We start from the raw sequence: 24,590 nt of genomic DNA, 5'->3' as shown, positions 1-24,590 counted from the left end.
AAGCCAGCCGTTGATCGTGTTCGACGGCGTTTGCGTGCTGTGCTCGGGCTTTGTGCGCATGGTGGTGGGGCTCGACCGCATAAGCCGCTTCCGCTTCGCCACGGCGCAGTCACCGCTCGGTGACGCACTGTTTCGAAATACGGACTGCGGACGGACAGCTACGAGACCAATCTGGCCCTCATCGACGGCGCCGCCTTCACCCGCCTGGACAGGTTCGTTGCCGCCATGGCCGAACGGGGCTGGCGGTGGCGGGCGGCGAAGTCGTTGCTCCTGCTGCCGCGCCCGCTCCGCAACTGGCTCTACGATCGCATTGCCGAGAACCGTTACGCGCTGTTCGGCAGGAAAGCGAGTTGCGAGATCCCTTCCGCCGAGTTGGAGGGGCGGCTGATTGGCTAGGCGCCGAGCTCCAGCAGGTTTTCGCTTTGCCCGATATAGCGGGACCCTTAGCTTTTTGGGGGAGCCGCGATGAAGATCCTCATCGTCGGCGGCTATGGCAGCTTTGGCGGCCGGATCGTCGAATTGCTTGAGAACGAGCCGCGCCTGACCCTGATCGTCGCCGGGCGCTCGCTGGCCAGGGCCGATGCCTACTGCAAGAACCGCGATCGTGCCGTCGCCGGGATTGTTCCGGCGCTGTTCGATCGCGACGGCGATATCGTCGAGCAACTTTCACCGCTGCGGCCCGATATACTGATCGATGCCAGCGGCCCGTTCCAGGCCTATGGGGAGAGCCGATATCGCCTGATCGAGGCCTGCATCGACCAGGGGGTGAATTATCTCGATCTTGCCGACGGCTCGGATTTCGTTGCCGGCGTGTCTGCGTTCAACGAGGCGGCGCGAACGGCTGGTCTTTTCGTGCTGTCCGGGGTGTCCAGTTTTCCGGTGCTGACGGCGGCGGCGGTGCGTCGGCTGTCTCTGGACATGGCGCGAGTCGACAGCATCCGCGGCGGCATCGCGCCGTCGCCCTTTGCCGGTGTCGGTGAAAATGTGATCCGCGCCATATCCGGCTATGCCGGCCAGCCAGTCAAGCTCGTGCGGAACGGTCGTTCAGCGCTAGGCCATCCGTTCACCGAACAGACGCGCTACACGATCGCACCGCCGGGCCGCCTGCCACTGAGAAATACGCTGTTCTCGCTGGTCGACGTTCCAGGCCTGCGCGCGCTGTCAGAGCTTTGGCCGGAAGCGAAAACCATCTGGATGGGAGCCGGGCCGCGCCCCGAAGTGCTTCACCGCGCCTTGATCGGGCTTGCCTGGCTGGTGCGCGCGCGAACAGTCCGCTCGCTTTCGCCGCTGGCCCCGCTCATGCAGTTGGCCACGAACCGGCTGCGCTGGGGCGAGCACCGCGGCGGCATATTCGTCGAGGTGGCGGGATCGGACCAGACGGGCGTGGCGGTCACACGATCGTGGCACCTGCTGGCGGAGGGCAATGACGGGCCGCTGATCCCGTCGATGGCGGTCGAGGCGCTTGTCGGCAAGGCGCTGCATGGACATGAGGCGCCGCCCGGCGCGCGGGCTGCCGTGCACGATTTGGAGCTTGAGGATTATGAAGCGCTGTTTGCCAGCAAGACGATCTACACAGGTTTCAGAAACGAACCCGTTGATTTGGACACACCGCTTTATGCCGCCTTGCTCGGCGACGCCTGGCTAAGCCTGCCGGACGAGATCCGCGCCATGCATGATGGCACGACGACAGCGGAAGGACGGGCGCGCGTCGAGCGCGGAGGTAATATCCTTGGCCGGCTAACCGCCTGGCTTGTCGGGTTTCCGAAGCCGTGCGCCGATATTCCCATCCGTGTCCGGTTTGAAACCGGCGAGGATGGCGAAACCTGGACCCGGACATTCGGCACGCACGGTTTTTCAAGCCGACAGTGCGCTGGCCGGGACCGGTCGCAGCGGCTGCTGTGCGAACGCTTCGGCCCGTTGACCTTCGCGATGGCGCTGGTCGCAGAAGATGGACGGCTGACGCTCACCCTGCGTCACTGGAGCATTTGGGGTCTGCCGCTGCCGCCGTGGCTGTGCCCGCGCTCGACATCCTACGAAACCGTGGAAGACGGCCGGTTTCGCTTCCATGTCGAGATTTCACATCGCTTCACTGGAATCATCGTCCGTTATCGCGGCTGGCTCGAACCTTCGCAGGGCTCCAGCACGGTCGCATCGCCTGCCGCCTTGGCGAGTTCGCGGCAGCCCTGAACCGTGCACAGGGTCCAGCCTTCACCCGTCGTGCCAGAGGCCGCGAGCACAAGGCGCCGCTGCGGCGCCATCTTGGGTTTATAGATCCACCAGCCGTCCCGCAGCACCGAGCCTTCCGGCGGTTCCATGCCGGCGCCCGAGCCCTTGATCCGTGCCTCGGCGATCAGCAAGCCGGACGGCATCACCTTCCAGTCTTCCTGCCAATGCGTCTTTTCCACCGAATGCGTCCAGGCGAGCGTGAAGGCGGCCACAGTGAGCGTCACCGTCTTGCCGGCGGCGAGGATACAGAGGCTCATGCCGTACTCGACGCCTGCCGCGCACGCCAGCAGTGCCAGCCGATCCAGATGAAAGAGAGCGCCCAGCCGGCTTCGTCGGTGAGCGGCAGTGCCGCAACCAGCAGCACGCCGGCGGCGAAGGCGACGAGACGTTCCCACCAGGCCATGCGCCGGGCGAGGAACCCGACGGCGGCAGCGCCCCACATGGCAATGCCCATACAGGCCTTGGCGACGACATAGGCGACCTCGACCGGATAGCCGAACTGGGCGGCGATCGGCCCGGGGTCCTGCAACATCAGCGCCGGGGTGTAGACCGCCATGAACGGCACGACGAAGCCGGCGACGGCAAGCTTGGTGGCCTGGATGCCGATCTTGAGGCCGCTCTCCTTGGCCATCGGCGCGGCGGCGAAAGCGGCCAGCGCCACCGGCGGTGTGAGGTCGGCCATGATGCCGAAATAGAAGACGAACATATGGCTGACCACCAGCGGCACGCCAAGCGACAGCAATGCCGGCCCGGCCAGCGACGAGGTGATGATGTAATTGGGGATCGTCGGGATGCCCATGCCGAGCACCAGGCAGGTCAGCATGGTCAGTACCAGCGACAGGAACAGATTGTTCTCGCCGATGGAGATGATCCAGCCGATGAAGGTGGAGGCGATGCCGGTGAGCGTCAAAGTGCCGATGACGATGCCGACGATGGCGCAGGCGATGCCGACCGGCAGCGCGTTCTTTGCTCCCTCGGCAAGCGAGTCTATGCATATCTGCAGCGTCTCGCGTCCGCCCCTGAATGTGACGCAGGCGACAATTAGCCCAGCGATCACAAAGCTGAGGATATTGACGCCGAACCTCATGAAAGAGGCGGCGGCAAGCCCGAGCGCCAGCCAGAAGACGATGCGGAACGCAAGCGGCCCGATCAGCGCCGCCAGCGGCGTGCCGAGGATGAGCACGATGGTCAGCGCCAGCCCCATGGTGCCGGCGAAGATCGGCGTATAGCCGGCAAACAGCAGATAGATAAGTGCGGCCAGCGGCAGCACCAGCGGCCAATGTCTTCTCACCGCGTCCCACGGATTGGGCAGGTCCGCCTTGGCCATGCCCTGCAGGCCGGCCTTGCCGGCCTCCAAGTAGACCTGCCAGAAGCAGGCGCCAAAATAGAGCAGCGCCGGGATTATCGCCGCCTTGACCACCTCGGCATAGGGAATGTTCAGTGTCTCAGCCATGATGAAGGCGACCGCGCCCATCACCGGCGGCATGATCTGGCCGCCCATCGAAGAGGTCGCCTCGACGGCGCCGGCGAAAGCCGAACGGAAACCGAAGCGCTTCATCAGCGGGATGGTGAACTGGCCGCTGGCCACCACATTGGCGACGCCGGAGCCGGAAATGGTACCCATCAGCGCCGAGGACAGAACGCAGACCTGGGCCGGGCCGCCGCGCCACGTGCCGACCAGGCCAAGGGCGAAATCGTTGAACAGTGCGATCATACCGGCGCGTTCGAGAAAGGCGGCGAAGACGACGAAGATGAAGATATAGGCGGCCGAGACGTAGACCGGCGTGCCGTATATGCCTTCGGTGCCAAAGGCGAAGGTGTCGATGAGCTGGGCGAAATCATAGCCGCGATGGATGAAGGGCGGCGGCAGATGATTGCCGAAGAAAGCGTAAGCGAGAAAGATCAAGGCGATCAGGGCAAGCGGCAGCCCCATCAGCCGCCGCGCAGCCTCGAAAACCAGCACGACCAGCACCGTGCCGACGATCAGGTCAGGCGTGGTGGGGAAGCCGGAGCGCCGGATGAGATCGGCATAGAACACCCAATTGTAGAGGCCGGTGGCGAAGCCGAGCACGCCGAGCGTCCAGAACGCTGCTTTCGCCGGTGTGCTTGTGGCGCGCAGATTGGCGATCAGGCCAAAGCCGAGCAGCAGCAAGAAGCCGACATGCATGGCGCGCACCACCTGGCTAGGCAAGTTGCCATAGGCGGCGATGTAGATCTGGAAGACGGAGAAGGCGATGGCGATGAGAAAGGCGGCCTTGCCGGCGATGCCTTCGCCGAAACCCGGCGGCAGGCCTTCGACCGGGGCTTCGGCGGTTGGGGAGAGAACGGTCGGGGTTTCGGTCATTGGCGGGGTTCCTGGCGGGCGCCCCTCCCCTCGAGGGGAGGGTGCCGAGCGAAGGGAGGCGGGTGGGGTCGGTTCAGGCCGCGCACTGCTGCAACGACCCCACCCGTCCATCCGCCTTCGGCGGCTGTCCACCCTCCCCTCAAGGGGGGAGGGAGCGGCCCTACTTCACCAGCCCCTTTTCCTTGTAATACCGTTCGGCGCCGGGATGCAGCGGCACCGGCATGCCGTCGAGCGCCTTGGCCATGTCGATCGCCTTGGCGGCGGCGTGGGCAGCAGCGAGCTGGTCGAGATTTTCGAACAGCAGCTTGGTCATCTGATAGGCAGTCTCGTCAGAGACGTCGGCATGGGTGATGAGGAAATTGCCGACGGCGGCGGTCGCGACATCCTCGGTTTGGCCCTCGTAGGTGCCCTTGGGAATGGTCACCGAAAGATAGGGCGAGCCGATCTTGGCGACGTCCTGGGCCGGTACGGCAACGACGTTGATCGGCACCGAGGTGGCGAGGTCGCGGATCGAGGCGACGCCGAGGCCGGCCGATTGCAGCGTGGCGTCGAGCTGGCGGTTTTTGATCAGCTCGACCGATTCGGCGAAGGGCAGATACTCGACCCGTCCGAGGTCTTCGTATTTCAGCCCGGCGGCGGCGAAGATGGCGCGGGCATTGAGCTCGGTGCCGGAGGCCGGCGCGCCGACCGACAGGCTCTTGCCCTTGAGGTCGGCGAGTGTCTTGATGCCGGACTCCTTGCTGGCAACGATCTGGATGTAGTTGGGATAGATCGCGGCGATGCCGCGCAGCTTGTCAAGCTTGCCCGGATAGCCGGCCTCGGTGTTGCCCTCGGCGGCCAGTTTGACGGCATCGCCGAGCGCGAAGGCGATCTCGCCCTTGCCCTGCTGCAGCAGGTTGAGGTTCTCGACCGAAGCTTTCGTCGCCTGCACCTGGGTGCGGGCGCCTTCGATGCCCTTGCCGTAGATTTCCGACAGCGCGACGCCGAGCGGGTAGTAGACACCCGAGGTCCCGCCGGTCAGCACGTTGATGAACTCCTGCGCCTTGGCCGGCACCGCGCCAAGGCCTAGCGACAGCGCCAGCGCGCCGGCAGCAACAAACTTCGTTCTGAAATTGAGCATCATGATTTCCTCCCTGAAATATCAGCGGCAGTACCGCCCCCTCCAGCACGAGCCGAGGCGAGTTTAGTCAGCGGGTGGGAAATGCCAACCCGCAATAATATCCATTAGACGAACGGCTGAGTGTTGCCGCAACGCATGGCCGCTTGCGCGATGTGCGATCGGAGCCGAAAGATTTTCGCAGAGCCTGTCGAAATCGCGCGAGGCCGCGCGACATACGTTCGGCTTGCAACGATGCGGCCTTCGAAAATGGAGAAGACCATGCGATACATGCTTTTGATCTACGTGAACGAAGCCGCGATGGCGGCCGCGCCGACGGAGAAGACCTACGAGATCAGCGCAGCCTATGGCGCCTATACCGAGGCGTTGAAGAAGTCCGGCTCCTGGTTGGCCGGCGACCGGCTGAAGCCGACCCAGGCCGCGACCTCGGTGCGGATGGCCAACGGCAAGACCAACGTGCTCGACGGTCCCTATGCCGATACCAAGGAGCAGCTCGCCGGTTTCTACATGATCGAGGCTGAGGACGCCGACGCGGCGATTGCCTGGGCGGCGCGATGCCCAGCTGCCAGCACCGGCACGGTCGAGGTGCGGCCGATCTGGGAACAAACCATGTGATGACGAATGACCCGGAGGTCGCCCGGGCGGCAGCGGAAGCGGCCGCCCGGCAAAGCTACGGCAAGCTCATCGCCTTCCTCGCCGCCCGCACGCGCGACGTGGCCGGCGCCGAGGACGCGCTGGCTGACGCCTTTGCGGCGGCGCTGGAGCGCTGGCCGCAAACCGGCGTGCCGCAGAAGCCGGAAGCCTGGCTGCTGGCGGTGGCGCGCCGACGCCGCGTCGACGCGATCCGGCGGCGACTGACCAGCGAGGCGAGCCGCGACCATCTCAGGCTGATCGCCGAGGAGACCCGTATGATCGATGAAGACCTGCCCGATGAGCGGCTGCGGCTGATGTTTGCCTGTGCCCATCCGGCGATCGAGGCCGGCGTGCGCGCGCCGCTGATCCTGCAGGCCATTCTGGGCGTCGACGCAGCGACGATCGCCTCGGCCTTCCTGGTGTCACCGGCAACGATGGGCCAGCGCCTGGTGCGCGCCAAAAGCCGCATCCGCGAGACCGGCATTCCGTTCCGGGTGCCCGAAAGAACCGAGCTCGGCGAGCGGCTGGATGCGGTGCTGGAAGCGATCTACGCCGCGTTTGCCGAAGGCTGGTCCGACCCGGCCGGCACCGAAACCCGCCGCCGCAATCTCGCGACCGAAGGCATCTGGCTCGGCCGGCTGGTAGCCTCGCTAATGCCGGATGAGCCGGAAGCGCTTGGCCTGCTGGCGCTGATGCTGTTTGCCGAGGCACGGCGTGCGGCGCGGCGCAACGCCGCCGGAGACTATGTGCCTTTGGCCGAGCAGGAGCTTGCGCTGTGGGACGGGGCCTTGATTGACGAAGCGGAGACATTGCTGAAGCACGCCGCGGCCAAGGGCGTCGTCGGCCGCTATCAGCTCGAGGCAGCCGTGCAATCCGCCCATACGACAAGGCGGCTGACCGGCCGGACCGACTGGGCCGCGATCAAACAGCTCTATGATGCGCTGTCGGTGATTGCCGGCTCGCCGGTGGTATCGATCAACCGCGCGGTGGCCATCGCCGAGGCCGACGGCGCCGCGGCGGGATTGAGCGCACTTGATGGGCTTGGCGACGACAAACGGCTGCATGATTATCAGCCTTATTGGGCCGCCCGCGCGGGCCTCCTGGCCAGGCTCGGCAAAACCCGGGAAGCGGCCGAGGCCTATAACCGGGCGATCGGCCTCGAACGCGATCCGGCCGTGCGCCGGTTCCTGCAGGAACGGCGGGCGGGACTCGGCCGCGTGGAAAAAGCCTGAGACTGGCGATCCGTTCAGGCCGGCCACATGGCGTGGGAGGCGTTCAGCTTCCTCATCACCTGATGCTCGCGCAACATGGCCCACAGGCGTTCGATATTCTCCCAGGCGCTGGGGACCTTTTCAATCTCGGGATGCCAGGCCACCAGCATGACGAGATAGATGTCGGCCAGCGAGAGCCGGTCGCCGACCAGCCAGTCGCGGCCCTCGAGGGCAGCATCGAGAATGGCCAAGCCGCGATCCATTTCCGAGATCGCCGCCTGCTTGACGGCTTCCACGCCGCCGGGATCGGCCGTGTAGCGATGAGCGTAGAAGAACCGCAGGTCAGCCGAATAGATGACCGATGACATGAACGTCATCCATCGCAGGAAGTCGGCGCGGGCGGGCGAACTCACCGCCGGCGCCAGAGCTGCTTCCGGGTGACGTTCGGCGAGCAGGATGCAGATCGCCGCCGACTCAGTCATCGAATTTCCGTCCGGCAAGATCAGGACCGGGACCTGGTTCAAGGGGCTGATGTCGAGAAAGGCCTGATCGAGCGAGGCCGACTTCGGAACGTCGATCTGGTCGAAAGGCACGCCCGCCAAAGCGAGCGCCGCCTCGACCACAAAGCCGCCGGTGTTGGGGCGCGTATAAAGCCTGTACATCAAATTCTCCGTCGGCCTGCAGGTCAGCGGCGATTTGAGCCGGAAGCACCGCTCCACTCAAGTGAGCGACGGCCGCCACAGGTGTTTTTTCAGCGGTCCAGCGCTGCCATCTGGGTCCTCGGTGCACGGGTGGAGCATGCCGCCCCTTAGGTGGACTAGCGCAAACCCTCGAGATTGGCTTAAGCCCACCTACCTTCGAGGGCGGAGCAGGAGCGTAGCGACGTCGCGGAGACCCTGGGATGACGAAGTGTACCTAAGCCCCCAGCCCTTCGAACAGGATCGTCGACAGATAGCGCTCGGCGAAGGATGGGATGACGACCACCAGGTTCTTGCCCTTGTTCTCCGGCCGCGAGCCGACGACGATCGCCGCCTGCAGCGCAGCGCCCGAGGAGATGCCGACCGGCACGCCTTCGAGGCGGGCGACGAGCCGCGCATTGGCGACCGAATCCTCGTTAGAGACCTTGACGATCTCGTCATAGATCGTCGTGTCGAGGATCTTCGGCGCAAAGCCGGCGCCAATGCCCTGGATCTTGTGCGGGCCGGGTTGACCGCCCGACAGCACCGGCGAGGCTTCCGGCTCGACGGCGACGACATGCACGGAGGGCTTGCGCTGCTTCAGCACCTGGCCGACGCCGGTGATGGTGCCGCCGGTGCCGATGCCGGCGACGAAGATGTCGACTTCGCCTTGGGTGTCGTTCCAGATTTCCTCGGCCGTGGTGCGGCGGTGGATTTCCGGATTGGCCGGGTTTTCGAATTGCTGCGGAATGATGGCATCGGGAAGCGTCGCAGCCAGTTCGTCGGCCTTGGCGATGGCGCCCTTCATGCCTTTCGGCCCCTCGGTCAGCACCAGTTCGGCGCCGAGCAGCGCCAGCATCTTGCGGCGCTCGACCGACATGGTTTCCGGCATGGTCAGGATCAGTTTGTAGCCCTTGGCGGCGGCGGCGAAGGCGAGCGCGATGCCGGTGTTGCCCGAGGTCGGCTCGATCAGCGTGGTCCTGCCGGGTGCAATCCTGCCCGATGCCTCCAGCGCCTCGATCATCGAGACGCCGATGCGATCCTTGACCGAGCCGATCGGGTTGAAGAATTCGAGCTTGGCCAGCAGATTGGCAACGACGCCTTTTTCATTGGCGAACTTGTCGAGCCGCACCAGCGGCGTGTCGCCGATCGTCTCGGTGATCGAATTGTAGATGCGGCCGCGGCCCGGCGCATGCGCGGTGGTGGCGGGCTTGTTCATTGGTTTCGCTCCCAAGAGTTAGGCGGGCAAGAGTCAGACGGGCAAGAGTCAGGCAGCTAAGTCTCGACCAGGCAGGATAAAGCCTTCGGCCGCGCAAGATAGTCTGCCGTTTGAAAATATCCGAGTGGGTCGCATGCTGAAAACACCGTCGCCCGGAAAAGCATTTCAGCCGAGGCCAAAAGTGGCCTATTGCCGGGCGGCGATCGCAGCCGCCGCGCCGGCCATGAAACCGGCGGCGGTGCGGTTCAGCGCCCTCAGCGCGCGCGGCGACTTCAGGAACCCGCGCGCTTTGGCCGCCAGCGCCAGATAGGGCACCAGCACCACCAGGAGCACGACGAGCGTGAGCGCCACGAGGATGCCGTAGTCGGCGAGTGTGATCGTCTTCAGATCGACGATGGTCGGCGTGATGGCGAGATAGAAGATCATTGTCTTTGGATTGCCGAGCGTAACGGCGAGGCCGGCAATAAAGCTCGACACCAGCCCGCCCCTGCCTTTCTTCGCCTGCACGGTTTCGGGCGTGATGCCGCTCGTCCAGAAGCGCCAGCCAAGGAAAGCGAGATAGGCGACGCCCAGCCATTTGATCGCCAGGAAGGCCATGCCGAAGGTCTGCGCGACGAGAGCGAGGCCGAGCACCACGGCGGTGAGATAGGTGAGATCGCCGAGCATCAGCCCGAAGGACATTGCGAGCGCCGAGCGAAAGCCGGACCCGAGCGCACGCGCAATAAGCGCGGTAAGCCCCGGGCCAGGAATGGCGGCGGCGATGCCGAGGGCCGCGCTATAAGCGAGGAATCCGGTGAGGGTCATGGTTTCGGCCTTAGCGCATGACCCCGAAATCGGAATCGACCTTTTAAGACTGAGCCTTGTCGCACAAAGGCGGGCAGGCGTGTACTCCCTGAGGGACGAATTCGATTGCACCAGCGCCGCCGGCCGAACGAACCCGCCGATCAAGTTCCGCTTTGAGTGGTTCAGCACACGGAGAGTTGAAGCAAATCGACCGTTTTGGTCGTCGCCTCAATTTCCGGCCGCGTAGAAATCGTCGTCGAGGCGCTTTTCCAGCGCGACGAGATCGGCCGGCAGCGGCAGGCCCATGGCGCGCATTTCCCTCAGCTTTTCGCGCAGCTGCTCCTGCACTTCATGCTGATCCTCAGGCTGGTTGATCATCTGCTCGAGCAACAGGCTGATCTGAGCTTTGAATGATTCCAGCGCCATTTTTTTCTCCTTGAGGTCCACCCAAAGCGCGTCGCGGTTGGAAGGGTTCCTGCGACGCGCTTTGCTTTCTTGTTTTTATGCATGTCGTTATCCCAAACCGCTGCTCAACCGAGGGCAGGCTTTTGGGCGACATACATTATCGCAGCATGCGGGAAATAAGCTGCGCGGTATAGTCGACCATCGGCACGATGCGGGCATAGTTCAGCCGGGTCGGGCCGATGACGCCGAGCGCGCCGATGACGCGGGCGTCCTTGTCGCGATAGGGCGCCACGACCAGCGACGAGCCGGACAGCGAAAACAGCTTGTTTTCCGAGCCGATGAAGATGCGCACACCGGAGCCTTCCTCGGCAAGGTCGAGAAGCTGGATCAGCCCGTCCTGCGTCTCCAGATCCTCGAACAAATGCCGCAACAGCTCGATGTCGGCCTGCGCGGTGACATTTTCCAGCAGGTTGGCTCGGCCGCGCACGATGAGACGCGCCGGCAGGCCGCTCTCGGCGCCTGCCCAGACCGCAAGGCCCTTCTCGACCAGATCCTGCGACAGCGTGTCGAGGGCGGCCTTGGTCTCTTCCTTGATGCGGGCGATCTCGATCCGCGCCTCGGCCAGCGTGCGGCCACGGATATGGGCATTGAGGAAGTTCGAGGCTTCATGCAATTGCGAGACGGTGATGCCGGCGGGCAGGTCGACGACACGATTTTCGACGTCGCCGTTCTGCGACACCAGCACGGCCAGCGCCTTGTTCGGCTCGAGCTGGATGAACTCGATGTGCTTTAGCGGCACCTCGTTCTTGGCGGCAAGCACGAGGCCGGCGCCGCGCGACATGCCGGACAGCATCTGGCTGGCTTCGGTGAGCAGATGCTCCAGCGTCGCGCCCGAGCCGGAGGCGCGTACCTGCGCCTCGATGGTGCGGCGCTCCTCGTCGGAGAGGTCGCCAAGCTCCATAAAAGCATCGACGAAGAAGCGCAGGCCGGCCTGGGTCGGCAATCGGCCGGCCGAGATATGCGGCGCATAAATCAGGCCAAGATGCTCGAGATCGCTCATCACGTTGCGGATGGTGGCGGGCGACAGCGACGACGGCAGGATACGCGACAGGCTGCGTGAGCCGACCGGCTCGCCGTCCTTCAGATAAGAATCGACAATGCGCCGAAAGATGTCGCGCGAGCGCATGTCGAGCGACTGGAGTGCGGGCGACTGGAGCACTGCCGCCGACTGCGAACCGGGATCGACTGCCTTGGTCATTCGAGCCAAATACCTCCGGCCCAAAGATATAGACTTCGGCCACACCCGCGCAACCGGCCATTTTCCTTTGCGCCCTGCGCCCCATGCGGCTACAAGCCGGCCACGATTCCGAAAAAGATAGGAAAAAAGCCTGAATGCGCCCTTCTAAACGCCAATTCGACGAAATGCGCGCCATCTCCTTCGAGCGCGGCGTCTCCAAGCACGCGGAAGGTTCGTGCCTGGTGAAGTTCGGCGACACCCATGTGCTGTGCACGGCCAGCCTCGAGGAAAAAGTGCCGGGCTGGATGCGCAATTCTGGAAAGGGCTGGGTGACAGCGGAATACGGAATGCTGCCGCGCTCGACCGGCGAGCGCATGCGCCGCGAAGCTTCGGCCGGCAAGCAAGGCGGCCGCACACTCGAAATCCAGCGGCTGATCGGCCGTTCGCTGCGCGCCGTGGTCGACCTGCAGGCGCTCGGCGAGCAGCAGATCACCGTCGACTGCGACGTGATCCAGGCCGATGGCGGCACGCGCACAGCCTCGATCACTGGCGGCTGGGTGGCACTCCATGACTGCCTGCGCTGGATGGAAACCCGGCAGATGGCCAGCGTCGCCAAGGTGCTGAAGGACCATGTCGCGGCTATCTCCTGCGGCATCCATGACGGCCAGCCGGTCATCGACCTCGACTATCTCGAAGACTCCTCGGCCGGCACCGACGCCAACTTCGTCATGACCGGCAAGGGCGGCATCGTCGAGATCCAAGGCACGGCCGAGGGCGAGCCTTTCTCGGAAGAGCAGTTCACGGCGCTGATGGAACTGGCCAAGAAGGGCATCCAGCGACTGGTCAGCCTGCAGCAGATGGCCGTGGCGTAGTCCTGAAAATGCCGAGCTTGTCCGCCCCCCTCTGGCCTGCCGGCCATCTCCCCCTCAAGGGGGGAGATGGGATGTCATTTCGGCCTTCGCCAATCTCCAACCTCGAAGGGTGCGCGACGACGCAGAAGCTGCCAATCTCCCCCCTTGCGGGGGAGATGGCCGGAAGGCCAGAGGGGGGTGCCTGATGCAACCCTCCGCTATCCTTGAGTCAGCACTATACGTCACAGACCTCGCTGCTGCGGAAACCTTCTACACCGATGTGCTCGGGCTCGATCTGCTGGGCAAGGTCGACGGCAGGCATCTTTTCTTCCGTTGCGGGGACGGCGTGCTGCTCATCTTCAACGCCGAGGCGACCAAGGTGCCGCCGGCGCCCGATGCCAGGCTGAGGGTGCCGCCGCACGGCACTGTCGGCGACGGCCATCTCTGCTTTGCGGCAAACGCGGATGAGATCGCGCTCTGGAGAGCGCATCTGGAAGCAAAGAAGATTGCCATCGAAAGCGAGTTCGAATGGCCGCAAGGCGGCCGCTCGATCTATATTCGCGACCCTTCTGGCAATTCGATCGAATTCGCCGAACCAAGAATCTGGGGCCTCTGATGCATTCGCTTGATGGGCACAGAATTGTCGTTGCCAGCCATAATGCCGGCAAATTGCGCGAATTCGCCGATCTGATGGCGCCATTCGGCATAGAAGCGAAGTCGGCCAAGGAATACGGCCTGCCGGAGCCGGACGAGACTGGCACCACCTTCGAGGAGAACGCCTATATCAAGGCTCTTGCCGCCGCCAAGGCGACGGGCCTGCCGGCATTATCGGACGATTCCGGCCTGTGTGTCGATGCGCTGGGCGGAGCGCCCGGCGTCTATACGGCCAATTGGGCCGAGGCGCCGGACGGGTCCCGCGACTTCGGCATGGCGATGCAGCGAGCGGAAGTGGCGTTGCAGGAAGTCGGCGCGGTCGCGCCTGCGCAGCGCAAGGGCCGCTTCGTCGCCGTCATCTGCCTGGCCTTTCCCGACGGTGCAGCCGAATATTTTCGAGGCGAGGTCGATGGCGCGCTGGTGTGGCCGCCGCGCGGCGAACTCGGCTTCGGTTACGACCCGGTGTTCGTGCCGGACGGTTTCGAAAAGACCTTCGGCGAGATGACCGCAGAGGAAAAACATGGCTGGAAGCCCGGCCAGCCGACGGCATTGTCACACCGCGCCCGCGCCTTCCAGAAATTCGCGCAAGCCAGACTGGATTTGGCACGATCGGGCGTGAAATGACCATGCTGCTCGACCGCAGCCCCGGCTTCGGCGTCTACGTCCACTGGCCGTTCTGCGCGGCCAAGTGCCCCTATTGCGACTTCAACAGCCATGTCCGCCACCAGCCGGTCGACCAGGAGCGTTTTGCGCGCGCCTTCGAGACCGAGCTTGCGACAATGCGCAACCGCACCGGACCGCGCGAGGTGACCAGCATTTTTCTCGGCGGCGGCACGCCATCGCTGATGAAGCCGGAAACCGTGGCGACGGTGCTGGACGCGGTGGCGAAGAACTGGACGGTGCCCGCCGGCATCGAGGTGACGCTGGAAGCCAATCCCTCCTCGGTCGAGGCCGAGCGCTTTCGCGGCTACCGGGCGGCGGGCGTTAACCGCGTGTCGCTTGGCGTGCAGGCGCTGAACGACAAGGATCTGCGCTTCCTCGGCCGCTTGCACAATGTCGATGAAGCGCTACATGCGATCGGCCTGGCGCGTGAGATCTTTCCGCGGCTGTCCTTCGACCTGATCTACGCACGGCCCGGCCAGACGCCGGAAGCGTGGCAGGCGGAGCTGGAACAGGCGATCGACCACGCCGCCGACCATCTGTCGCTCTACCAGCTGACCATCGAGGAAGGCACGCCGTTCCACGCGCTGCATGCGGCCAGGAAATTCGTCATTCCCGACAATGACCATGCCGCCGATCTCTACGCGCTGACGCAGCAGATCACCGCCGCCCATGGACTTCCGGCCTACGAGATTTCCAACCACGCCAGATCAGGTGCGGAAAGCCGGCACAATCTCACCTATTGGCGCTATGGCGAATATGTCGGCGTCGGTCCCGGCGCGCATGGCCGCTTCATCGAAAACGGTCGCCGCGTGGTGACGATCGCCGAAAGAATGCCGGAAACCTGGGCCAATCTGGTCGAGGCCAAGGGCCATGGCGTCACCGGCGGCGAGATCCTGACGCGCTCGGAAGAGGCCGACGAGTTCCTGCTGATGGGCCTGAGGCTGGCCGAAGGCATAGACCTCTCCCGCTACGAGGCGTTTTCCGGCCGCAGCCTGTCGACGGCGCGGCTGTCGGTGCTGCAGGGCGAGGGCTTGGTGGCGCCGATCGGCAATGCCCGCCTGCGCGCCACGCCGGCCGGCATGATCGTGCTCGATGCGGTGGTGGCGGATTTGGCGCGGTAGAGCACCATGCCTTCGTCATTAAGGGGCGGAGCAGGAGTGCAGACCCTTTGATGGGGAAGGGGACAGCGCGCCCTCTGGGCCGAGGAATTAGGCGTCGTGTTTGTGGCGGCCCTTGGCGTGGTCTTTCTCGGTGTCCGCCTCACCGGAGCGAGCCGGCTTGGCGTCGCCCTTGTCGCGGCGGGCACGATTTTGATCGCTGGGATGTGACGGCGCTCCGTTGCGGGAGCTTTTCGTTTCAAGGCGGGTGATGAAAATGTCGAAGCGATTGGGCATCGTCTGGTCAGTGCTCCATCGTGCTGCCGGTGCCGGTCGAGGGCTTGATTTCCAGGTCGGTTGCCTTTGAAGGACGACGCTTTCGCGGCTTTTTGGCCAAACCGGCGCCGGTTTTGGCAGGCTGACCCTTGTCCTTTCGCGCGGCAAAGCGCTTGCGCCCTGCATAGTAGGGTTCGAAAACGTCCTGTATCTTGAGACTGTCCATCCTGCTCCTCCCGAGATCAGGGGGTAAATCCGCCGGGCATGGTTTCGTTCCGTACTGTGGCGAAGGCATGGCGAGCGCTTCACTTCGGCACGGGTTTTGCAACCGAGCGTGAGCCGTGCCAAACAGGGCCGAATGCATTCAAAGTGTCAGAGCCTGACGGGGGACACCGGTGACCGGCGAGTTGGCAAGACGCAGCTATGTGATCGGCCAGACCGAAATACCAGCCCGGCCGCTCGCGCCGGCGCTCTATCTGGTGGCGACGCCGATCGGCAATCTCGCCGATATCACATTACGCGCGCTTGAAACGCTCGCCGCCGCCGATATCGTTGCCTGCGAGGACACGCGTGTCAGCCGCGTGCTGCTCGACCGCTACGGCATCCGCCGCCGCACCACTGCCTATCACGAGCACAATGCCGCCGAGGCCGGCCCAAAACTGATCGCAGCCTTGCTGGCCGGGCAGAGCGTGGCGCTGATCTCGGACGCCGGCACGCCGCTGATCTCCGATCCCGGCTACCGATTGGTCGGCGAGGCGCTTGACCAGGGCATTCGTGTCGTGCCGATCCCCGGCCCGTCGGCGCCGCTGGCCGCGCTGACGGCGTCCGGCCTGCCCTCCGACGCCTTTCTGTTTGCCGGCTTCCTGCCGGTGAAAACTGGACAGCGGCTGGCGCGGCTGGAAGCGCTGAAAGCGGTGCCGGCGACGCTGATATTCTTCGAATCGCCGCGACGGCTGGCCGAGACGCTCAGTGCCATGGTCGAGGCGCTGGGGGGAGCCCGCAAGGCCGCGATCGGCCGCGAGCTGACCAAGACCTTCGAGGAAATGCGGACCGGCACCTTGCAGTCGCTCGCCGATCATTACGCGGCCGCCGACACGCCGAAGGGCGAGATCGTCATCTGCGTCGGCCCGTCGGAAGCAACCGCCGACGAACCAGCCGACATCGACCGGCTGCTGCTTTCGCTTTCCGCTGAGATGCCGGCCTCCAAGGCGGCGGCGGAAGCCGCCAAGATGACCGGCGGACAGAAACAGGCGCTTTACCGGCGGCTGCTTGAACTCAAGGATACTGGGAAGAACCGGGACACCGGGAAAGAGGGCGACACCGGGAAACACGGCGATGGCTGAACGCCCGGTCGCCAGCCGCCAGCGGGCCTATCGGCGCGGCCACCGCAGCGAGTGGCTGGCGGCTGCGGCGCTGATGGTGAAGGGCTACCGGATCCTGGCGCGCCGCCACCGCACGCGGTTCGGCGAGATCGACCTGATCGCGCGGCGCGGCGACCTGGTGCTGATCGTCGAGGTGAAGGCGCGCCGCACACTGATGGAAGCCATGGAGGCTATCGCTTACGAATCGGAGCGCCGCATCGAAAGCGCCGCCGATCTCTGGCTGTCGCGCCAATCCGACTATGGCAGATTGTCGGTGCGCTTCGACATGGTCGCGGTGCTGCCGTGGCGCTGGCCGGTACATGTCGAGAATGTTTTTTACGGGCGGAATTAAGTGCGCCGTCCCCCCAGACGAACAGCGCTGCCAGGCCGACGGTGCCGACCGGGGCACCTATTGGGCCGTTTGCCAGTCGTGCTCCTTCACCGCCTTGGCAAAAGCCGAGACAACAGGTGAGGGCAAGCGGTCGGCCACTGAAACGAGTGACACCTCGCGTATGATTTCAGGGTCGACGACGGGCCTGTGACAGACACCGGGATGGCTGGCCGAGTACTCCGCGATGAAGCAGACACCCATGCCCGCAGCGATCATCGCCAGAATCCAATCCTCGCGCTCGCTGCGGAAGGCGCTGCGGATATCGAAGCCGATATTCCGGCATAGCCCGTCTATGTGATCGCCATATTCGCAATTGATGCGCTCAAGATAGGCTTCGCCGCGGACGTCGGTAAGATGAAGCGTATTGCGCATCTCAAAAGGATGGCCGGTCGAGAAGGCGAGCCCGAAGCGCTCCCGGTAAACAGGATCCGCCTTCAGACCATGGCCGAATGGTTCGGGCCTGGCCAGCAGCGCGACGTCAAGCTTGCCCTCCATCAGAAGATCGGTGAGATGGCTTGCCGGGCCCTCGATCACTGTCACTTCTATGCCTGGATAGCGCTCTCGAAAGGCATTGAGGAAACCGATGAAGCGCAGCGGGCCTATGGTGCACATCACCCCGAGCGTCAGCGACGCGGTTTCCAGAGAGAGAAAACTCCTGGCCGTGCTCTTCGCAGTCTCCGAACGCCGGAAAACTTCGTCCAGATGGGTCCGCATCAGACAGCCAAAATCGGTGAGCCGGACGCGGGTTTTCTCGCGGTGGAAAAGATGGCCGCCAAGTTCCGCCTCCAGCTTCTGTATGGCCCGCGTCAGCGCAGGCTGGCCGACGTGAACGAGGTCCGCCGCGCGATGAAAGTTGAGAGTCTCGCTGGCCGCCAGAAAATAGCGGATTTCGTGCATCTCCATGAAACGCCCCCTCGCCGATGTCTCGTCTGCATCGTCGCGATGATAATTCGGCATTATCCGCCGCCCTCACGCTCAAGTAAACTTCACCAGCCTTTATGGCAGCTTGGCCGCTGCCGGAGCCGATCTGAACCAGGATCGGGCGTCGCCGAACGCGGTTGGAGAGAGCCCAAAGGGAGATTCCGATGTCTGAAGCGAGTCAGGAAAAGTTGGACGCATTCTTGGGGAAAATGGTCGGCGATCTCGGTGCGATCGCTACGGGCGCGGGGGTCTTGCTGGGAGACAGACTCGGCCTGTTCAAGGCATTGCGCGAAGGCGGCAAGATGACGGCCACCGAACTTTCGACACGCACCGGCACCCAGGAACGCCTTGTAAGGGAATGGCTTTCCGGGCAGGCGGCGGCAGGCTACGTCGACTACGATGAAGCTAAGGACGAGTTCTATCTCAACGCCGAGCAGGAGCTGGTGTTCGCCGATGAAGATAGCCCGGCCTTCATGGCTGGCGCATTCGAGGTCCTATCCGCGCTGTGGCTCGACGAAGAAAAGGTGAGGCAGGCATTCCAGTCCGGTAAGGGCGTTGCATGGCACGATCATAGCGCGTGTCTGTTTCGCGGTACGGAGCGGTTCTTCCGTCCAGGCTATAATGCCAATCTGATCGACTCCTGGCTGCCGGCCCTGGAGGGCGTAGTCGAGAAACTCGAACGCGGCGTGGAGGTCGCGGATGTCGGATGCGGTCATGGCGCATCGACGGTGCTCATGGCACGTGCTTTCCCAAATTCGCGCTTCGTCGGCTTCGATTATCACGCCCCTTCGATCGAGCGCGCCCGCAAGGCCGCCGAGGAAGCCGGTGTCGGCGCCAACACGCGCTTCGAGGTGGCGGCCGCCAAGACCTATCCCGGCACCTATGACCTCGTCGCTTTTTTCGATTGCCTTCACGACATGGGCGACCCGGCGGGCGCCGCCAGCCATGTCCACGGGTCGCTCAAGCCGGATGGCACGTGGATGATCGTCGAGCCGTTCGCGCATGATCATCTAGCGGCGAACCTCAATCCCGTCGGACGCGTTTACTATGCCGCTTCCACGTTCGTGTGCACGCCCGCGTCCCTGTCGCAGGAAGTCGGGCTCGGGCTTGGCGCCCAGGCCGGCGAGGCGAGGCTACGCAAGGTGGTGACCGGCGGCGGCTTCAAGCGATTCCGTCGCGCCACGGAGACGCCGTTCAACATGGTGCTGGAGGCCCGCCCCTAGCGCGGCCGTCGATAGAAATTGCAGCTCCAAGTGATCGGAGAAAGCTATCGCCCTCCATGATCGCCATTCTCGACAGGTTCCGTGATCTGCTTGAAGACGTCGGTGGCGATCTCGGCGTGACGGACCCGTCTCGGGGGCTAGTTTGTTGCGGAAGTGGCTTAAGGAGCCCAATCAGCGACGGCCGAATGGCGATAAACTAACTGTGCCGCCTTACCCCCAGACGAACAGCGCCGCCAGGCCGACGGTGCCGATGACCAGCCGCCACCAGCCGAACAGCGAATAGCCGTGGCGCGAGACGTAGTTGAGTAGGAATCGCACGACGATAAGCGCCGCGACGAAGGCCGCGATGAAACCGGCGGCGATTATGGGCAGATCAGCGCTGGTCAGCACATTGCGGTTCTTGAACAGGTCGAAGGCGAAGGCGCCGACCATCGTCGGCATGGCGAGGAAGAAGGAGAATTCCGCAGCCGCCCGTTTGTCGACGCCCAGAAGTAGCGCACCGACGATCGTCGAGCCGGAGCGCGATGTGCCGGGGATCAGCGAAAGGCACTGGAACAGTCCGATCTGCAGATAGAGCCGGAGCGGAAACCGCTCGACGTCATGGTAGAGCGGCTTCGGCTTGAAGCGATCCACCCACAGCAGGACGACGCCGCCGATGATCAGCATGACGCAGATCAGCCTCGGCGATTCAAACAGCACCGTCTTGATGAAGCCATGCCCCAGTGCGCCGATGACGGCGGCCGGCAGGAAGGCGACGAGGATGCCGAGGACGAAATGCCGCGTCACCCGATCACGCGGCAGATCGACCAGCATCTGCCACAGACGATGGAAATAGACGCTGAGGATAGCCAGTATGGCGCCAAGCTGGATCAGGATCTCGAAGGCCTTGCCGGTCGAATGGAAGCCGAGAAAATGGCCGGCAAGCAGGATATGGCCAGTCGACGAGACCGGAATGAACTCGGTCATGCCCTCTATCATCCCGAGCAGCAGCGCTTCGACGATGGTCTGGCTTTCCATGGCAACCTCGGCGTTCGAGTGAGGGCTTTGAAGAACGGCTTGCTTGTCATGGCGCGGAACTCCTCCTATAGGTCGCAGCACCCTGACGGTCCTCTGAATCGGGGCGGCCCTTTGAACCGGGCAGCCTCTGAATCGGGGCGGCCAAGACTTACCGGCGCAGCCGGCGATTTGCCAGTGCGCTCTATTATCGCGGGACCATGCTGACGCTTTTCCACCACCCAATGTTCGCCACCTGCCGCTTCGTTCGCCTCGCTTTCGGCGAGTATGGCGAGGAGCTGGCGCTGATCGAGGAAAAGCCGTGGATGCGGCGCAAGGAGTTCCTGGCGCTGAACCCGGCCGGCACGCTGCCGATCCTGCTTGCCGAGGGCGACGTGCCGATCGTCGGCGCCATGGTCATCGCCGAATATCTCGACGAGACGCGCGGCGTGCTCAAGCGCGACAAGCGGCTGTTCGCCGAGGACCCGATGGGGCGCGCCGAAATCCGCCGGCTGACCGACTGGTATCTCAGCAAGGCTGATGGCGAGGTGACGCGGCATCTGGTGCGCGAGCGCGTGCTGAAGCCGGTCATGCCGGAAACGGCGGGCGGCGGTTCGCCTGATTCGGCGGCGATCCGTGCAGCGCGCGCCAATATCCGCCAGCACATGAAATACACCAACTGGCTGGCCGGCACACGCCATTGGCTGGCCGGCAACAAGGTCACCTATGCCGACCTCGCGGCTGCGGCTGCGCTGTCCGTGCTCGACTATCTCGGCGAGATCGACTGGCGTGAACATGCTGCCGCGCGCGAATGGTATGCACGGGTGAAATCACGGCCATCATTCCGGCCGCTATTGTCCGACCGGGTGCGCGGCCTTTCGCCGGTGTCACATTATGCGGACCTCGATTTCTAGAGCGCAAAACCTGCGCGCGCTGATCGACCGCGAGGCTCGGCGCGCCGGTTTCGATGCCGTTGCCGTCACCACGCCACATGCCATCCCGCAGGCGCCGGCCAGGCTGGCCGAATTCGTCGCCGACGGCTTTCACGGTTCGATGGGCTGGATCGCCGAGACGCTCGAGCGCCGCGGCGAGCCCACGGCACTTTGGCCCGAAGTTCGCTCCATCATTGTGCTCGCCATGAACTATGGCCCCGACCACGACCCGCGCGCGGTCCTAGTGAAGCGCGAGCGCGGCGCAATCTCCGTCTATGCGCTGAACCGTGATTATCACGACGTGATGAAAGGCCGGCTGAAAGAGATCGCCGGCAAGATCGTAGCCCGCGCCGGTGGCGACGTAAAAGTGTTCGTCGATACCGCCCCGGTGATGGAAAAGCCGCTGGCAGAAGCCGCCGGCCTCGGCTGGCAAGGCAAGCACACCAATCTGGTCAGCCGCGAGCATGGCTCCTGGCTGTTCCTCGGCACCATCTTCACGACGGCCGAGCTTTCGCCCGATACGCCCGAGGACGACCATTGCGGCTCGTGCCGCGCCTGTCTCGACGTTTGTCCGACCGACGCCTTTCCGGCTCCCTACCGGCTCGATGCGCGACGCTGCATCTCCTATCTCACCATCGAGAACAAGGGCCCGATCCCGCATGAGTTCCGGGAAAAAATCGGCAACCGCATCTATGGCTGCGACGACTGCCTCGCCGCCTGCCCGTGGAACAAGTTTGCCCAGACGGCATCCGAGGCAAAGCTCGTCGCCCGCGCGGACTTGCGCGAACCGCCGCTCGCCGATCTCTTAGCGCTCGATGACGCTGCTTTCCGGTCGTTCTTCACTGGTTCGCCGATCAAGCGCATCGGTCGCGATCGGTTTATCCGCAATGTGCTGATCGCCGCCGGCAATTCCGGCGAACCCTCGCTCGGCAACGCCGTGTGCGCGCTGCTCAGCGATGCCTCGCCTCTGGTGCGCGGCGCGGCGGTATGGGCGCTGTCGCGGCTTGTGCCAGAGACCGAATTTGCCAAATGTGCGAGCTCTGCACTGAAAGCAGAAGGCGACGAGGCCGTGCGACGCGAATGGCGCCTGGCGCTGGCAAATCAAATCGAGGCGCATGCATGAGCCAGAAGCAGATCTTCATTTTCGGCGCCGGCTATTCGGGCAAGGCATTTGCCCGCGCCAACAGGGATGCCGGCACGATCCTTGGCACGACACGCGCGTCGGAGAAATTCGAAGCGCTGCGGCAGGCCGGAATCCAGCCACTGCTTTTCGACGGCGCGCTGACGCCCGAAATCAGCGACGCGCTCAAAAAAACAACCCATCTCGTCGTCTCGGTGGCGCCGGATGAGGCCGGCGATCCAGTGCTGAATGCGGCGCGCGGGACAATCGCGGCGGAGATGCCGGCGCTCGAATGGATCGCCTATCTCTCCACCGTCGGCGTCTATGGCGACCACGGCGGCGGCTGGGTCAACGAGACCGCCGAATGCCGGCCGCTGTCGAAGCGCTCGATGCTGCGTGTCGCCGCCGAGCAGGACTGGCTGAAACTGGGTCGGGACATCAGCCGGCCGGTGGCGATCCTGCGGCTTTCCGGCATTTACGGGCCGGGCCGCAATGCTCTGGTCAGTCTGGAAAACGGCACCGCGCGGCGGCTGGTCAAGCCGGGCCAGGTGTTCAACCGCATCCATTGCGACGACATTGCGGAGGCGCTCTGGCATCTGCTCAAGGACAATCGCGGCGGCATCTTCAACGTCACCGACGACCTGCCGGCGCCGCCGCAGGACGTCGTCGCCTATGCCGCGGGGCTGATGGGCGTCACACCGCCACCCGAAATTCCGTTCGAGACCGCCCAGCTTTCGCCGATGGCGCGGTCCTTCTATGGCGAGAACAAGCGTGTCGCCAACACGGCGATCAAGGCTGCCGGCTATCGCTTCCGCTTTCCCGACTACCGGGTGGCCTTCGACCATATGTGGGCTGAGGGCAACTGGCGCGACGGCGAGGCGCGCAGCCCGATGAAGCGGTCGTGATCGAAACCGCGCGCCGGGCGTGATATGATTCGACTAAATCGCAGAGGGGTTCTGCCTCATGAAAACGTTGAAGCGATCATTGCCCGGTAGAACGCTGCTGCTAAAGCGCGTCGCAACGCGCTTTAGCTCTCTGTTTATGCATGTCGTTGTCCCAAAACCGCTGCGCACTTTTGGGCGACATGCATTAGCAGCGCTCGCCATTCTCGCCATAGCAGGGCTTGCAGCGCGACCTGCAGCGGCCGAAGAGCTGGCGAAAAACCTGTTCGGCGCCAAAAAGCTGCCGGCCGTGGCTGCGCCGCAATCGATCGGCTTTTATTCCAAGGGCTGCTTTGCCGGCGGCGTCGCCATTCCCCTGGACGGCCCGAAATGGGAGGTGATGCGGCCTTCGCGCAACCGCCGCTGGGGCCATCCGACAATGATCGCGCTGATCGAGAAACTGTCGCGCGACGCCGCGGCCGACGGCTGGCCCGGCCTGTTGGTCGGCGACATTTCGCAGCCGCGCGGCGGCCCGATGCTGAGCGGCCATGCCTCGCACCAGATCGGCCTCGACGCTGACATCTGGCTGACGCCGATGCCCGACCGCAAGCTTTCGCTCGAGCAGCGCGAAAACATGAGCGCCACCTTGCTTGTCAACGAAAAAACCCACCTGGTGAAAGATGCGCTCTGGGTGCCGGCGCATATGCGGCTCCTGAAGCGCGCGGCAAGCTACGCGGAAGTCGAGCGCATCCTGGTCAATCCCGGCATCAAGAAGAAGCTCTGCGACACGGTGAAAGGCGACCGCGCATGGCTGCGCAAGGTCAGGCCGTTCTGGGGCCACGACTATCACTTCCACATCCGCATCGGCTGCCAGCCCGGCTCGCCCAATTGCAAAGCGCAGGAAAACACGGCGCCCGGCGACGGCTGCGACCAATCGCTGGCATGGTGGTTCACGGAGGAACCGTGGCGTCCCAACAAGAACCCGGATAGGCCGAAAGCGCGCGACGTCATGACCATGGCGAGCCTGCCCGCAGCATGCCAGGCCGTGCTCGATGGGCCAGATCCGGCTTCGGCGGAGGCGGTCACCTATTATGGCGACGGCGTGGCGGTCGCGGCTGCACCCGTTATCATGACGGCGCCGGCGCCGGCGCGGGCATCCGCAAGCGGCGGGGCAGCGCTTCCGGCCTCGGTCAACGCCTTCGCGGCGACGCCCGAGATCGGCATCCCACTGCCACGGCCGCGACCGGGGAACTGAGGCCAGGATAATCTCCTCGGCTTCCACTGATGTTGAAGACGACCAACTTGTTGGGGTCGGCGCTGCCCCTCATTGCCCTGCCGGGCATTTCTCCCCGTATAGTGACGGGGAGAAAGGCCC

Annotated in this window: 26 protein-coding genes and 1 pseudogene; 15 read left to right on the top strand and 12 right to left on the bottom strand. The window is 64.4% G+C overall.

All coding sequences use genetic code 11. The features are described 5' to 3' along the window. The first annotated feature begins 58 nt into the window (after positions 1-58). Together BQ8482_RS38910 and BQ8482_RS01695 are read left to right on the top strand one after the other, a co-directional pair. A pseudogene (locus tag BQ8482_RS38910) lies at positions 59-396 on the top strand (thiol-disulfide oxidoreductase DCC family protein). A gap of 69 nt (positions 397-465) precedes the next feature. Beyond that, positions 466-2,187: a saccharopine dehydrogenase family protein gene (locus tag BQ8482_RS01695; RefSeq protein ID WP_123146005.1), complete on the top strand. Its 1,722-nt coding sequence runs from the start codon at positions 466-468 to the stop codon at positions 2,185-2,187. On the opposite strand, the gene BQ8482_RS01690 is transcribed toward BQ8482_RS01695, so the two are convergent. From BQ8482_RS01690 to BQ8482_RS01680, 3 genes are all read right to left on the bottom strand, one after another. Then, complete coding sequence (locus BQ8482_RS01690) at positions 2,106-2,483, bottom strand: DUF1850 domain-containing protein (RefSeq protein ID WP_123146004.1); 378 nt, start codon at positions 2,481-2,483, stop codon at positions 2,106-2,108. The genes BQ8482_RS01695 and BQ8482_RS01690 overlap by 82 nt on opposite strands. Further along, positions 2,480-4,570: a TRAP transporter permease gene (locus BQ8482_RS01685; RefSeq protein ID WP_123146003.1), complete on the bottom strand. Its 2,091-nt coding sequence runs from the start codon at positions 4,568-4,570 to the stop codon at positions 2,480-2,482. Before BQ8482_RS01685 ends, BQ8482_RS01690 begins: the two co-directional genes overlap by 4 nt. Before the next feature lie 160 nt (positions 4,571-4,730). Then, positions 4,731-5,690 (bottom strand): TAXI family TRAP transporter solute-binding subunit, encoded by a 960-nt coding sequence (locus BQ8482_RS01680; RefSeq protein WP_123147307.1) that lies wholly within the window; start codon positions 5,688-5,690, stop codon positions 4,731-4,733. A gap of 258 nt (positions 5,691-5,948) precedes the next feature. On the opposite strand from BQ8482_RS01680, the gene BQ8482_RS01675 reads away from it, so the two are divergent. Together BQ8482_RS01675 and BQ8482_RS01670 are read left to right on the top strand one after the other, a co-directional pair. Then, positions 5,949-6,302 (top strand): YciI family protein, encoded by a 354-nt coding sequence (locus BQ8482_RS01675; protein WP_027155901.1) that lies wholly within the window; start codon positions 5,949-5,951, stop codon positions 6,300-6,302. Further along, positions 6,302-7,552: an RNA polymerase sigma factor gene (locus BQ8482_RS01670; RefSeq protein ID WP_123146002.1), complete on the top strand. Its 1,251-nt coding sequence runs from the start codon at positions 6,302-6,304 to the stop codon at positions 7,550-7,552. Before BQ8482_RS01675 ends, BQ8482_RS01670 begins: the two co-directional genes overlap by 1 nt. A 14-nt stretch (positions 7,553-7,566) precedes the next feature. Here BQ8482_RS01670 and BQ8482_RS01665 read toward each other — a convergent pair whose 3' ends face one another. The 5 genes from BQ8482_RS01665 to hrcA form a co-directional block, all read right to left on the bottom strand. Then, positions 7,567-8,193, bottom strand: a complete 627-nt coding sequence (locus BQ8482_RS01665; protein ID WP_123146001.1) for a glutathione S-transferase family protein — start codon at positions 8,191-8,193, stop codon at positions 7,567-7,569. Between the two features lie 253 nt (positions 8,194-8,446). Beyond that, positions 8,447-9,427 carry a cysteine synthase A gene (gene cysK, locus BQ8482_RS01660; protein WP_095495917.1) on the bottom strand — a complete coding sequence of 327 codons (981 nt, stop codon included), beginning with the start codon at positions 9,425-9,427 and terminating at the stop codon, positions 8,447-8,449. A 186-nt stretch (positions 9,428-9,613) separates the two neighbouring features. Further along, positions 9,614-10,231, bottom strand: coding sequence for a LysE family translocator (locus tag BQ8482_RS01655; RefSeq protein ID WP_123146000.1), 618 nt, complete (start codon positions 10,229-10,231; stop codon positions 9,614-9,616). A 207-nt stretch (positions 10,232-10,438) separates the two neighbouring features. Then, the gene (locus BQ8482_RS01650) at positions 10,439-10,636 is read right to left on the bottom strand and encodes a hypothetical protein (protein ID WP_029347942.1); all 198 of its coding nucleotides are present in this window, start codon (positions 10,634-10,636) and stop codon (positions 10,439-10,441) included. 136 nt (positions 10,637-10,772) lie between these two features. Further along, positions 10,773-11,873: a heat-inducible transcriptional repressor HrcA gene (gene hrcA, locus BQ8482_RS01645; RefSeq protein ID WP_123145999.1), complete on the bottom strand. Its 1,101-nt coding sequence runs from the start codon at positions 11,871-11,873 to the stop codon at positions 10,773-10,775. Positions 11,874-12,007: 134 nt separating this feature from the next. Between hrcA and rph the strand changes: the two genes are divergently transcribed. From rph to hemW, 4 genes are all read left to right on the top strand, one after another. Then, a complete protein-coding gene (rph, locus tag BQ8482_RS01640; protein WP_123145998.1) occupies positions 12,008-12,724 on the top strand; it encodes a ribonuclease PH in 717 nt (238 codons plus the stop codon). A gap of 184 nt (positions 12,725-12,908) precedes the next feature. Then, positions 12,909-13,319, top strand: coding sequence for a VOC family protein (locus tag BQ8482_RS01630; RefSeq protein WP_123145996.1), 411 nt, complete (start codon positions 12,909-12,911; stop codon positions 13,317-13,319). Further along, positions 13,319-13,981 carry an RdgB/HAM1 family non-canonical purine NTP pyrophosphatase gene (rdgB, locus tag BQ8482_RS01625; RefSeq protein ID WP_123145995.1) on the top strand — a complete coding sequence of 221 codons (663 nt, stop codon included), beginning with the start codon at positions 13,319-13,321 and terminating at the stop codon, positions 13,979-13,981. Before BQ8482_RS01630 ends, rdgB begins: the two co-directional genes overlap by 1 nt. Further along, a complete protein-coding gene (hemW, locus tag BQ8482_RS01620) occupies positions 13,978-15,141 on the top strand; it encodes a radical SAM family heme chaperone HemW (protein WP_123145994.1) in 1,164 nt (387 codons plus the stop codon). The genes rdgB and hemW overlap by 4 nt, the downstream gene beginning before the upstream one ends. Positions 15,142-15,228: 87 nt before the next feature. Here hemW and BQ8482_RS01615 read toward each other — a convergent pair whose 3' ends face one another. Together BQ8482_RS01615 and BQ8482_RS01610 are read right to left on the bottom strand one after the other, a co-directional pair. Beyond that, positions 15,229-15,414 (bottom strand): hypothetical protein, encoded by a 186-nt coding sequence (locus BQ8482_RS01615; protein ID WP_123145993.1) that lies wholly within the window; start codon positions 15,412-15,414, stop codon positions 15,229-15,231. 7 nt (positions 15,415-15,421) lie between these two features. Continuing rightward, on the bottom strand, positions 15,422-15,619 hold the full coding sequence (locus tag BQ8482_RS01610) for a hypothetical protein (protein WP_123145992.1): 198 nt from the start codon (positions 15,617-15,619) through the stop codon (positions 15,422-15,424). 169 nt (positions 15,620-15,788) lie between these two features. Between BQ8482_RS01610 and rsmI the strand changes: the two genes are divergently transcribed. Both rsmI and BQ8482_RS01600 read left to right on the top strand, forming a co-directional pair. After that, a complete protein-coding gene (rsmI, locus tag BQ8482_RS01605; RefSeq protein ID WP_123145991.1) occupies positions 15,789-16,736 on the top strand; it encodes a 16S rRNA (cytidine(1402)-2'-O)-methyltransferase in 948 nt (315 codons plus the stop codon). Further along, the gene (locus BQ8482_RS01600) at positions 16,729-17,106 is read left to right on the top strand and encodes a YraN family protein (RefSeq protein WP_123145990.1); all 378 of its coding nucleotides are present in this window, start codon (positions 16,729-16,731) and stop codon (positions 17,104-17,106) included. Before rsmI ends, BQ8482_RS01600 begins: the two co-directional genes overlap by 8 nt. Before the next feature lie 57 nt (positions 17,107-17,163). Here BQ8482_RS01600 and BQ8482_RS01595 read toward each other — a convergent pair whose 3' ends face one another. After that, positions 17,164-18,102, bottom strand: coding sequence for a LysR family transcriptional regulator (locus BQ8482_RS01595; protein WP_244602592.1), 939 nt, complete (start codon positions 18,100-18,102; stop codon positions 17,164-17,166). Between the two features lie 128 nt (positions 18,103-18,230). Between BQ8482_RS01595 and BQ8482_RS01590 the strand changes: the two genes are divergently transcribed. Further along, the gene (locus BQ8482_RS01590; protein ID WP_123145989.1) at positions 18,231-19,289 is read left to right on the top strand and encodes a class I SAM-dependent methyltransferase; all 1,059 of its coding nucleotides are present in this window, start codon (positions 18,231-18,233) and stop codon (positions 19,287-19,289) included. A 210-nt stretch (positions 19,290-19,499) separates the two neighbouring features. On the opposite strand, the gene BQ8482_RS01585 is transcribed toward BQ8482_RS01590, so the two are convergent. Further along, on the bottom strand, positions 19,500-20,306 hold the full coding sequence (locus BQ8482_RS01585; protein ID WP_123145988.1) for an undecaprenyl-diphosphate phosphatase: 807 nt from the start codon (positions 20,304-20,306) through the stop codon (positions 19,500-19,502). 197 nt (positions 20,307-20,503) lie between these two features. On the opposite strand from BQ8482_RS01585, the gene BQ8482_RS01580 reads away from it, so the two are divergent. The 4 genes from BQ8482_RS01580 to mepA all read left to right on the top strand — a co-directional run bounded on the left by BQ8482_RS01580 (position 20,504) and on the right by mepA (position 24,470). Next, the gene (locus tag BQ8482_RS01580) at positions 20,504-21,196 is read left to right on the top strand and encodes a glutathione S-transferase family protein (protein WP_123145987.1); all 693 of its coding nucleotides are present in this window, start codon (positions 20,504-20,506) and stop codon (positions 21,194-21,196) included. Then, positions 21,177-22,337, top strand: coding sequence for a tRNA epoxyqueuosine(34) reductase QueG (gene queG, locus BQ8482_RS01575; protein WP_123145986.1), 1,161 nt, complete (start codon positions 21,177-21,179; stop codon positions 22,335-22,337). Before BQ8482_RS01580 ends, queG begins: the two co-directional genes overlap by 20 nt. Beyond that, entirely contained in the window at positions 22,334-23,239 is a 906-nt protein-coding gene (locus tag BQ8482_RS01570) for an SDR family oxidoreductase (protein WP_123145985.1), read from the top strand. Before queG ends, BQ8482_RS01570 begins: the two co-directional genes overlap by 4 nt. 136 nt (positions 23,240-23,375) lie before the next feature. Next, a complete protein-coding gene (mepA, locus tag BQ8482_RS01565) occupies positions 23,376-24,470 on the top strand; it encodes a penicillin-insensitive murein endopeptidase (RefSeq protein ID WP_123145984.1) in 1,095 nt (364 codons plus the stop codon). The last annotated feature ends 120 nt before the right edge of the window (positions 24,471-24,590 follow it).

It is taken from the genome of Mesorhizobium delmotii (assembly GCF_900149755.1).
In the GTDB taxonomy this organism is placed as follows: domain Bacteria; phylum Pseudomonadota; class Alphaproteobacteria; order Rhizobiales; family Rhizobiaceae; genus Mesorhizobium; species Mesorhizobium delmotii.
Note: the sequence above shows the minus strand (reverse complement) of the source record. Positions and strands in the feature narration are given on the sequence as shown.

What these genes read in the sequence shown, in the direction of transcription:
- BQ8482_RS01695 (WP_123146005.1), top strand. Translation starts at nt 466, where the DNA reads ATGAAGATCCTCATCGTCGGCGGCTATGGCAGCTTTGGCGGCCGGATC.
- BQ8482_RS01690 (WP_123146004.1), bottom strand. Translation starts at nt 2,483, where the DNA reads ATGAGCCTCTGTATCCTCGCCGCCGGCAAGACGGTGACGCTCACTGTG.
- BQ8482_RS01685 (WP_123146003.1), bottom strand. Translation starts at nt 4,570, where the DNA reads ATGACCGAAACCCCGACCGTTCTCTCCCCAACCGCCGAAGCCCCGGTC.
- BQ8482_RS01680 (WP_123147307.1), bottom strand. Translation starts at nt 5,690, where the DNA reads ATGCTCAATTTCAGAACGAAGTTTGTTGCTGCCGGCGCGCTGGCGCTG.
- BQ8482_RS01675 (WP_027155901.1), top strand. Translation starts at nt 5,949, where the DNA reads ATGCGATACATGCTTTTGATCTACGTGAACGAAGCCGCGATGGCGGCC.
- BQ8482_RS01670 (WP_123146002.1), top strand. Translation starts at nt 6,302, where the DNA reads ATGACGAATGACCCGGAGGTCGCCCGGGCGGCAGCGGAAGCGGCCGCC.
- BQ8482_RS01665 (WP_123146001.1), bottom strand. Translation starts at nt 8,193, where the DNA reads ATGTACAGGCTTTATACGCGCCCCAACACCGGCGGCTTTGTGGTCGAG.
- cysK (WP_095495917.1), bottom strand. Translation starts at nt 9,427, where the DNA reads ATGAACAAGCCCGCCACCACCGCGCATGCGCCGGGCCGCGGCCGCATC.
- BQ8482_RS01655 (WP_123146000.1), bottom strand. Translation starts at nt 10,231, where the DNA reads ATGACCCTCACCGGATTCCTCGCTTATAGCGCGGCCCTCGGCATCGCC.
- BQ8482_RS01650 (WP_029347942.1), bottom strand. Translation starts at nt 10,636, where the DNA reads ATGGCGCTGGAATCATTCAAAGCTCAGATCAGCCTGTTGCTCGAGCAG.
- hrcA (WP_123145999.1), bottom strand. Translation starts at nt 11,873, where the DNA reads ATGACCAAGGCAGTCGATCCCGGTTCGCAGTCGGCGGCAGTGCTCCAG.
- rph (WP_123145998.1), top strand. Translation starts at nt 12,008, where the DNA reads ATGCGCCCTTCTAAACGCCAATTCGACGAAATGCGCGCCATCTCCTTC.
- BQ8482_RS01630 (WP_123145996.1), top strand. Translation starts at nt 12,909, where the DNA reads ATGCAACCCTCCGCTATCCTTGAGTCAGCACTATACGTCACAGACCTC.
- rdgB (WP_123145995.1), top strand. Translation starts at nt 13,319, where the DNA reads ATGCATTCGCTTGATGGGCACAGAATTGTCGTTGCCAGCCATAATGCC.
- hemW (WP_123145994.1), top strand. Translation starts at nt 13,978, where the DNA reads ATGACCATGCTGCTCGACCGCAGCCCCGGCTTCGGCGTCTACGTCCAC.
- BQ8482_RS01615 (WP_123145993.1), bottom strand. Translation starts at nt 15,414, where the DNA reads ATGCCCAATCGCTTCGACATTTTCATCACCCGCCTTGAAACGAAAAGC.
- BQ8482_RS01610 (WP_123145992.1), bottom strand. Translation starts at nt 15,619, where the DNA reads ATGGACAGTCTCAAGATACAGGACGTTTTCGAACCCTACTATGCAGGG.
- BQ8482_RS01600 (WP_123145990.1), top strand. Translation starts at nt 16,729, where the DNA reads ATGGCTGAACGCCCGGTCGCCAGCCGCCAGCGGGCCTATCGGCGCGGC.
- BQ8482_RS01595 (WP_244602592.1), bottom strand. Translation starts at nt 18,102, where the DNA reads ATGCCGAATTATCATCGCGACGATGCAGACGAGACATCGGCGAGGGGG.
- BQ8482_RS01590 (WP_123145989.1), top strand. Translation starts at nt 18,231, where the DNA reads ATGTCTGAAGCGAGTCAGGAAAAGTTGGACGCATTCTTGGGGAAAATG.
- BQ8482_RS01585 (WP_123145988.1), bottom strand. Translation starts at nt 20,306, where the DNA reads ATGGAAAGCCAGACCATCGTCGAAGCGCTGCTGCTCGGGATGATAGAG.
- BQ8482_RS01580 (WP_123145987.1), top strand. Translation starts at nt 20,504, where the DNA reads ATGCTGACGCTTTTCCACCACCCAATGTTCGCCACCTGCCGCTTCGTT.
- queG (WP_123145986.1), top strand. Translation starts at nt 21,177, where the DNA reads ATGCGGACCTCGATTTCTAGAGCGCAAAACCTGCGCGCGCTGATCGAC.
- BQ8482_RS01570 (WP_123145985.1), top strand. Translation starts at nt 22,334, where the DNA reads ATGAGCCAGAAGCAGATCTTCATTTTCGGCGCCGGCTATTCGGGCAAG.
- mepA (WP_123145984.1), top strand. Translation starts at nt 23,376, where the DNA reads ATGCATGTCGTTGTCCCAAAACCGCTGCGCACTTTTGGGCGACATGCA.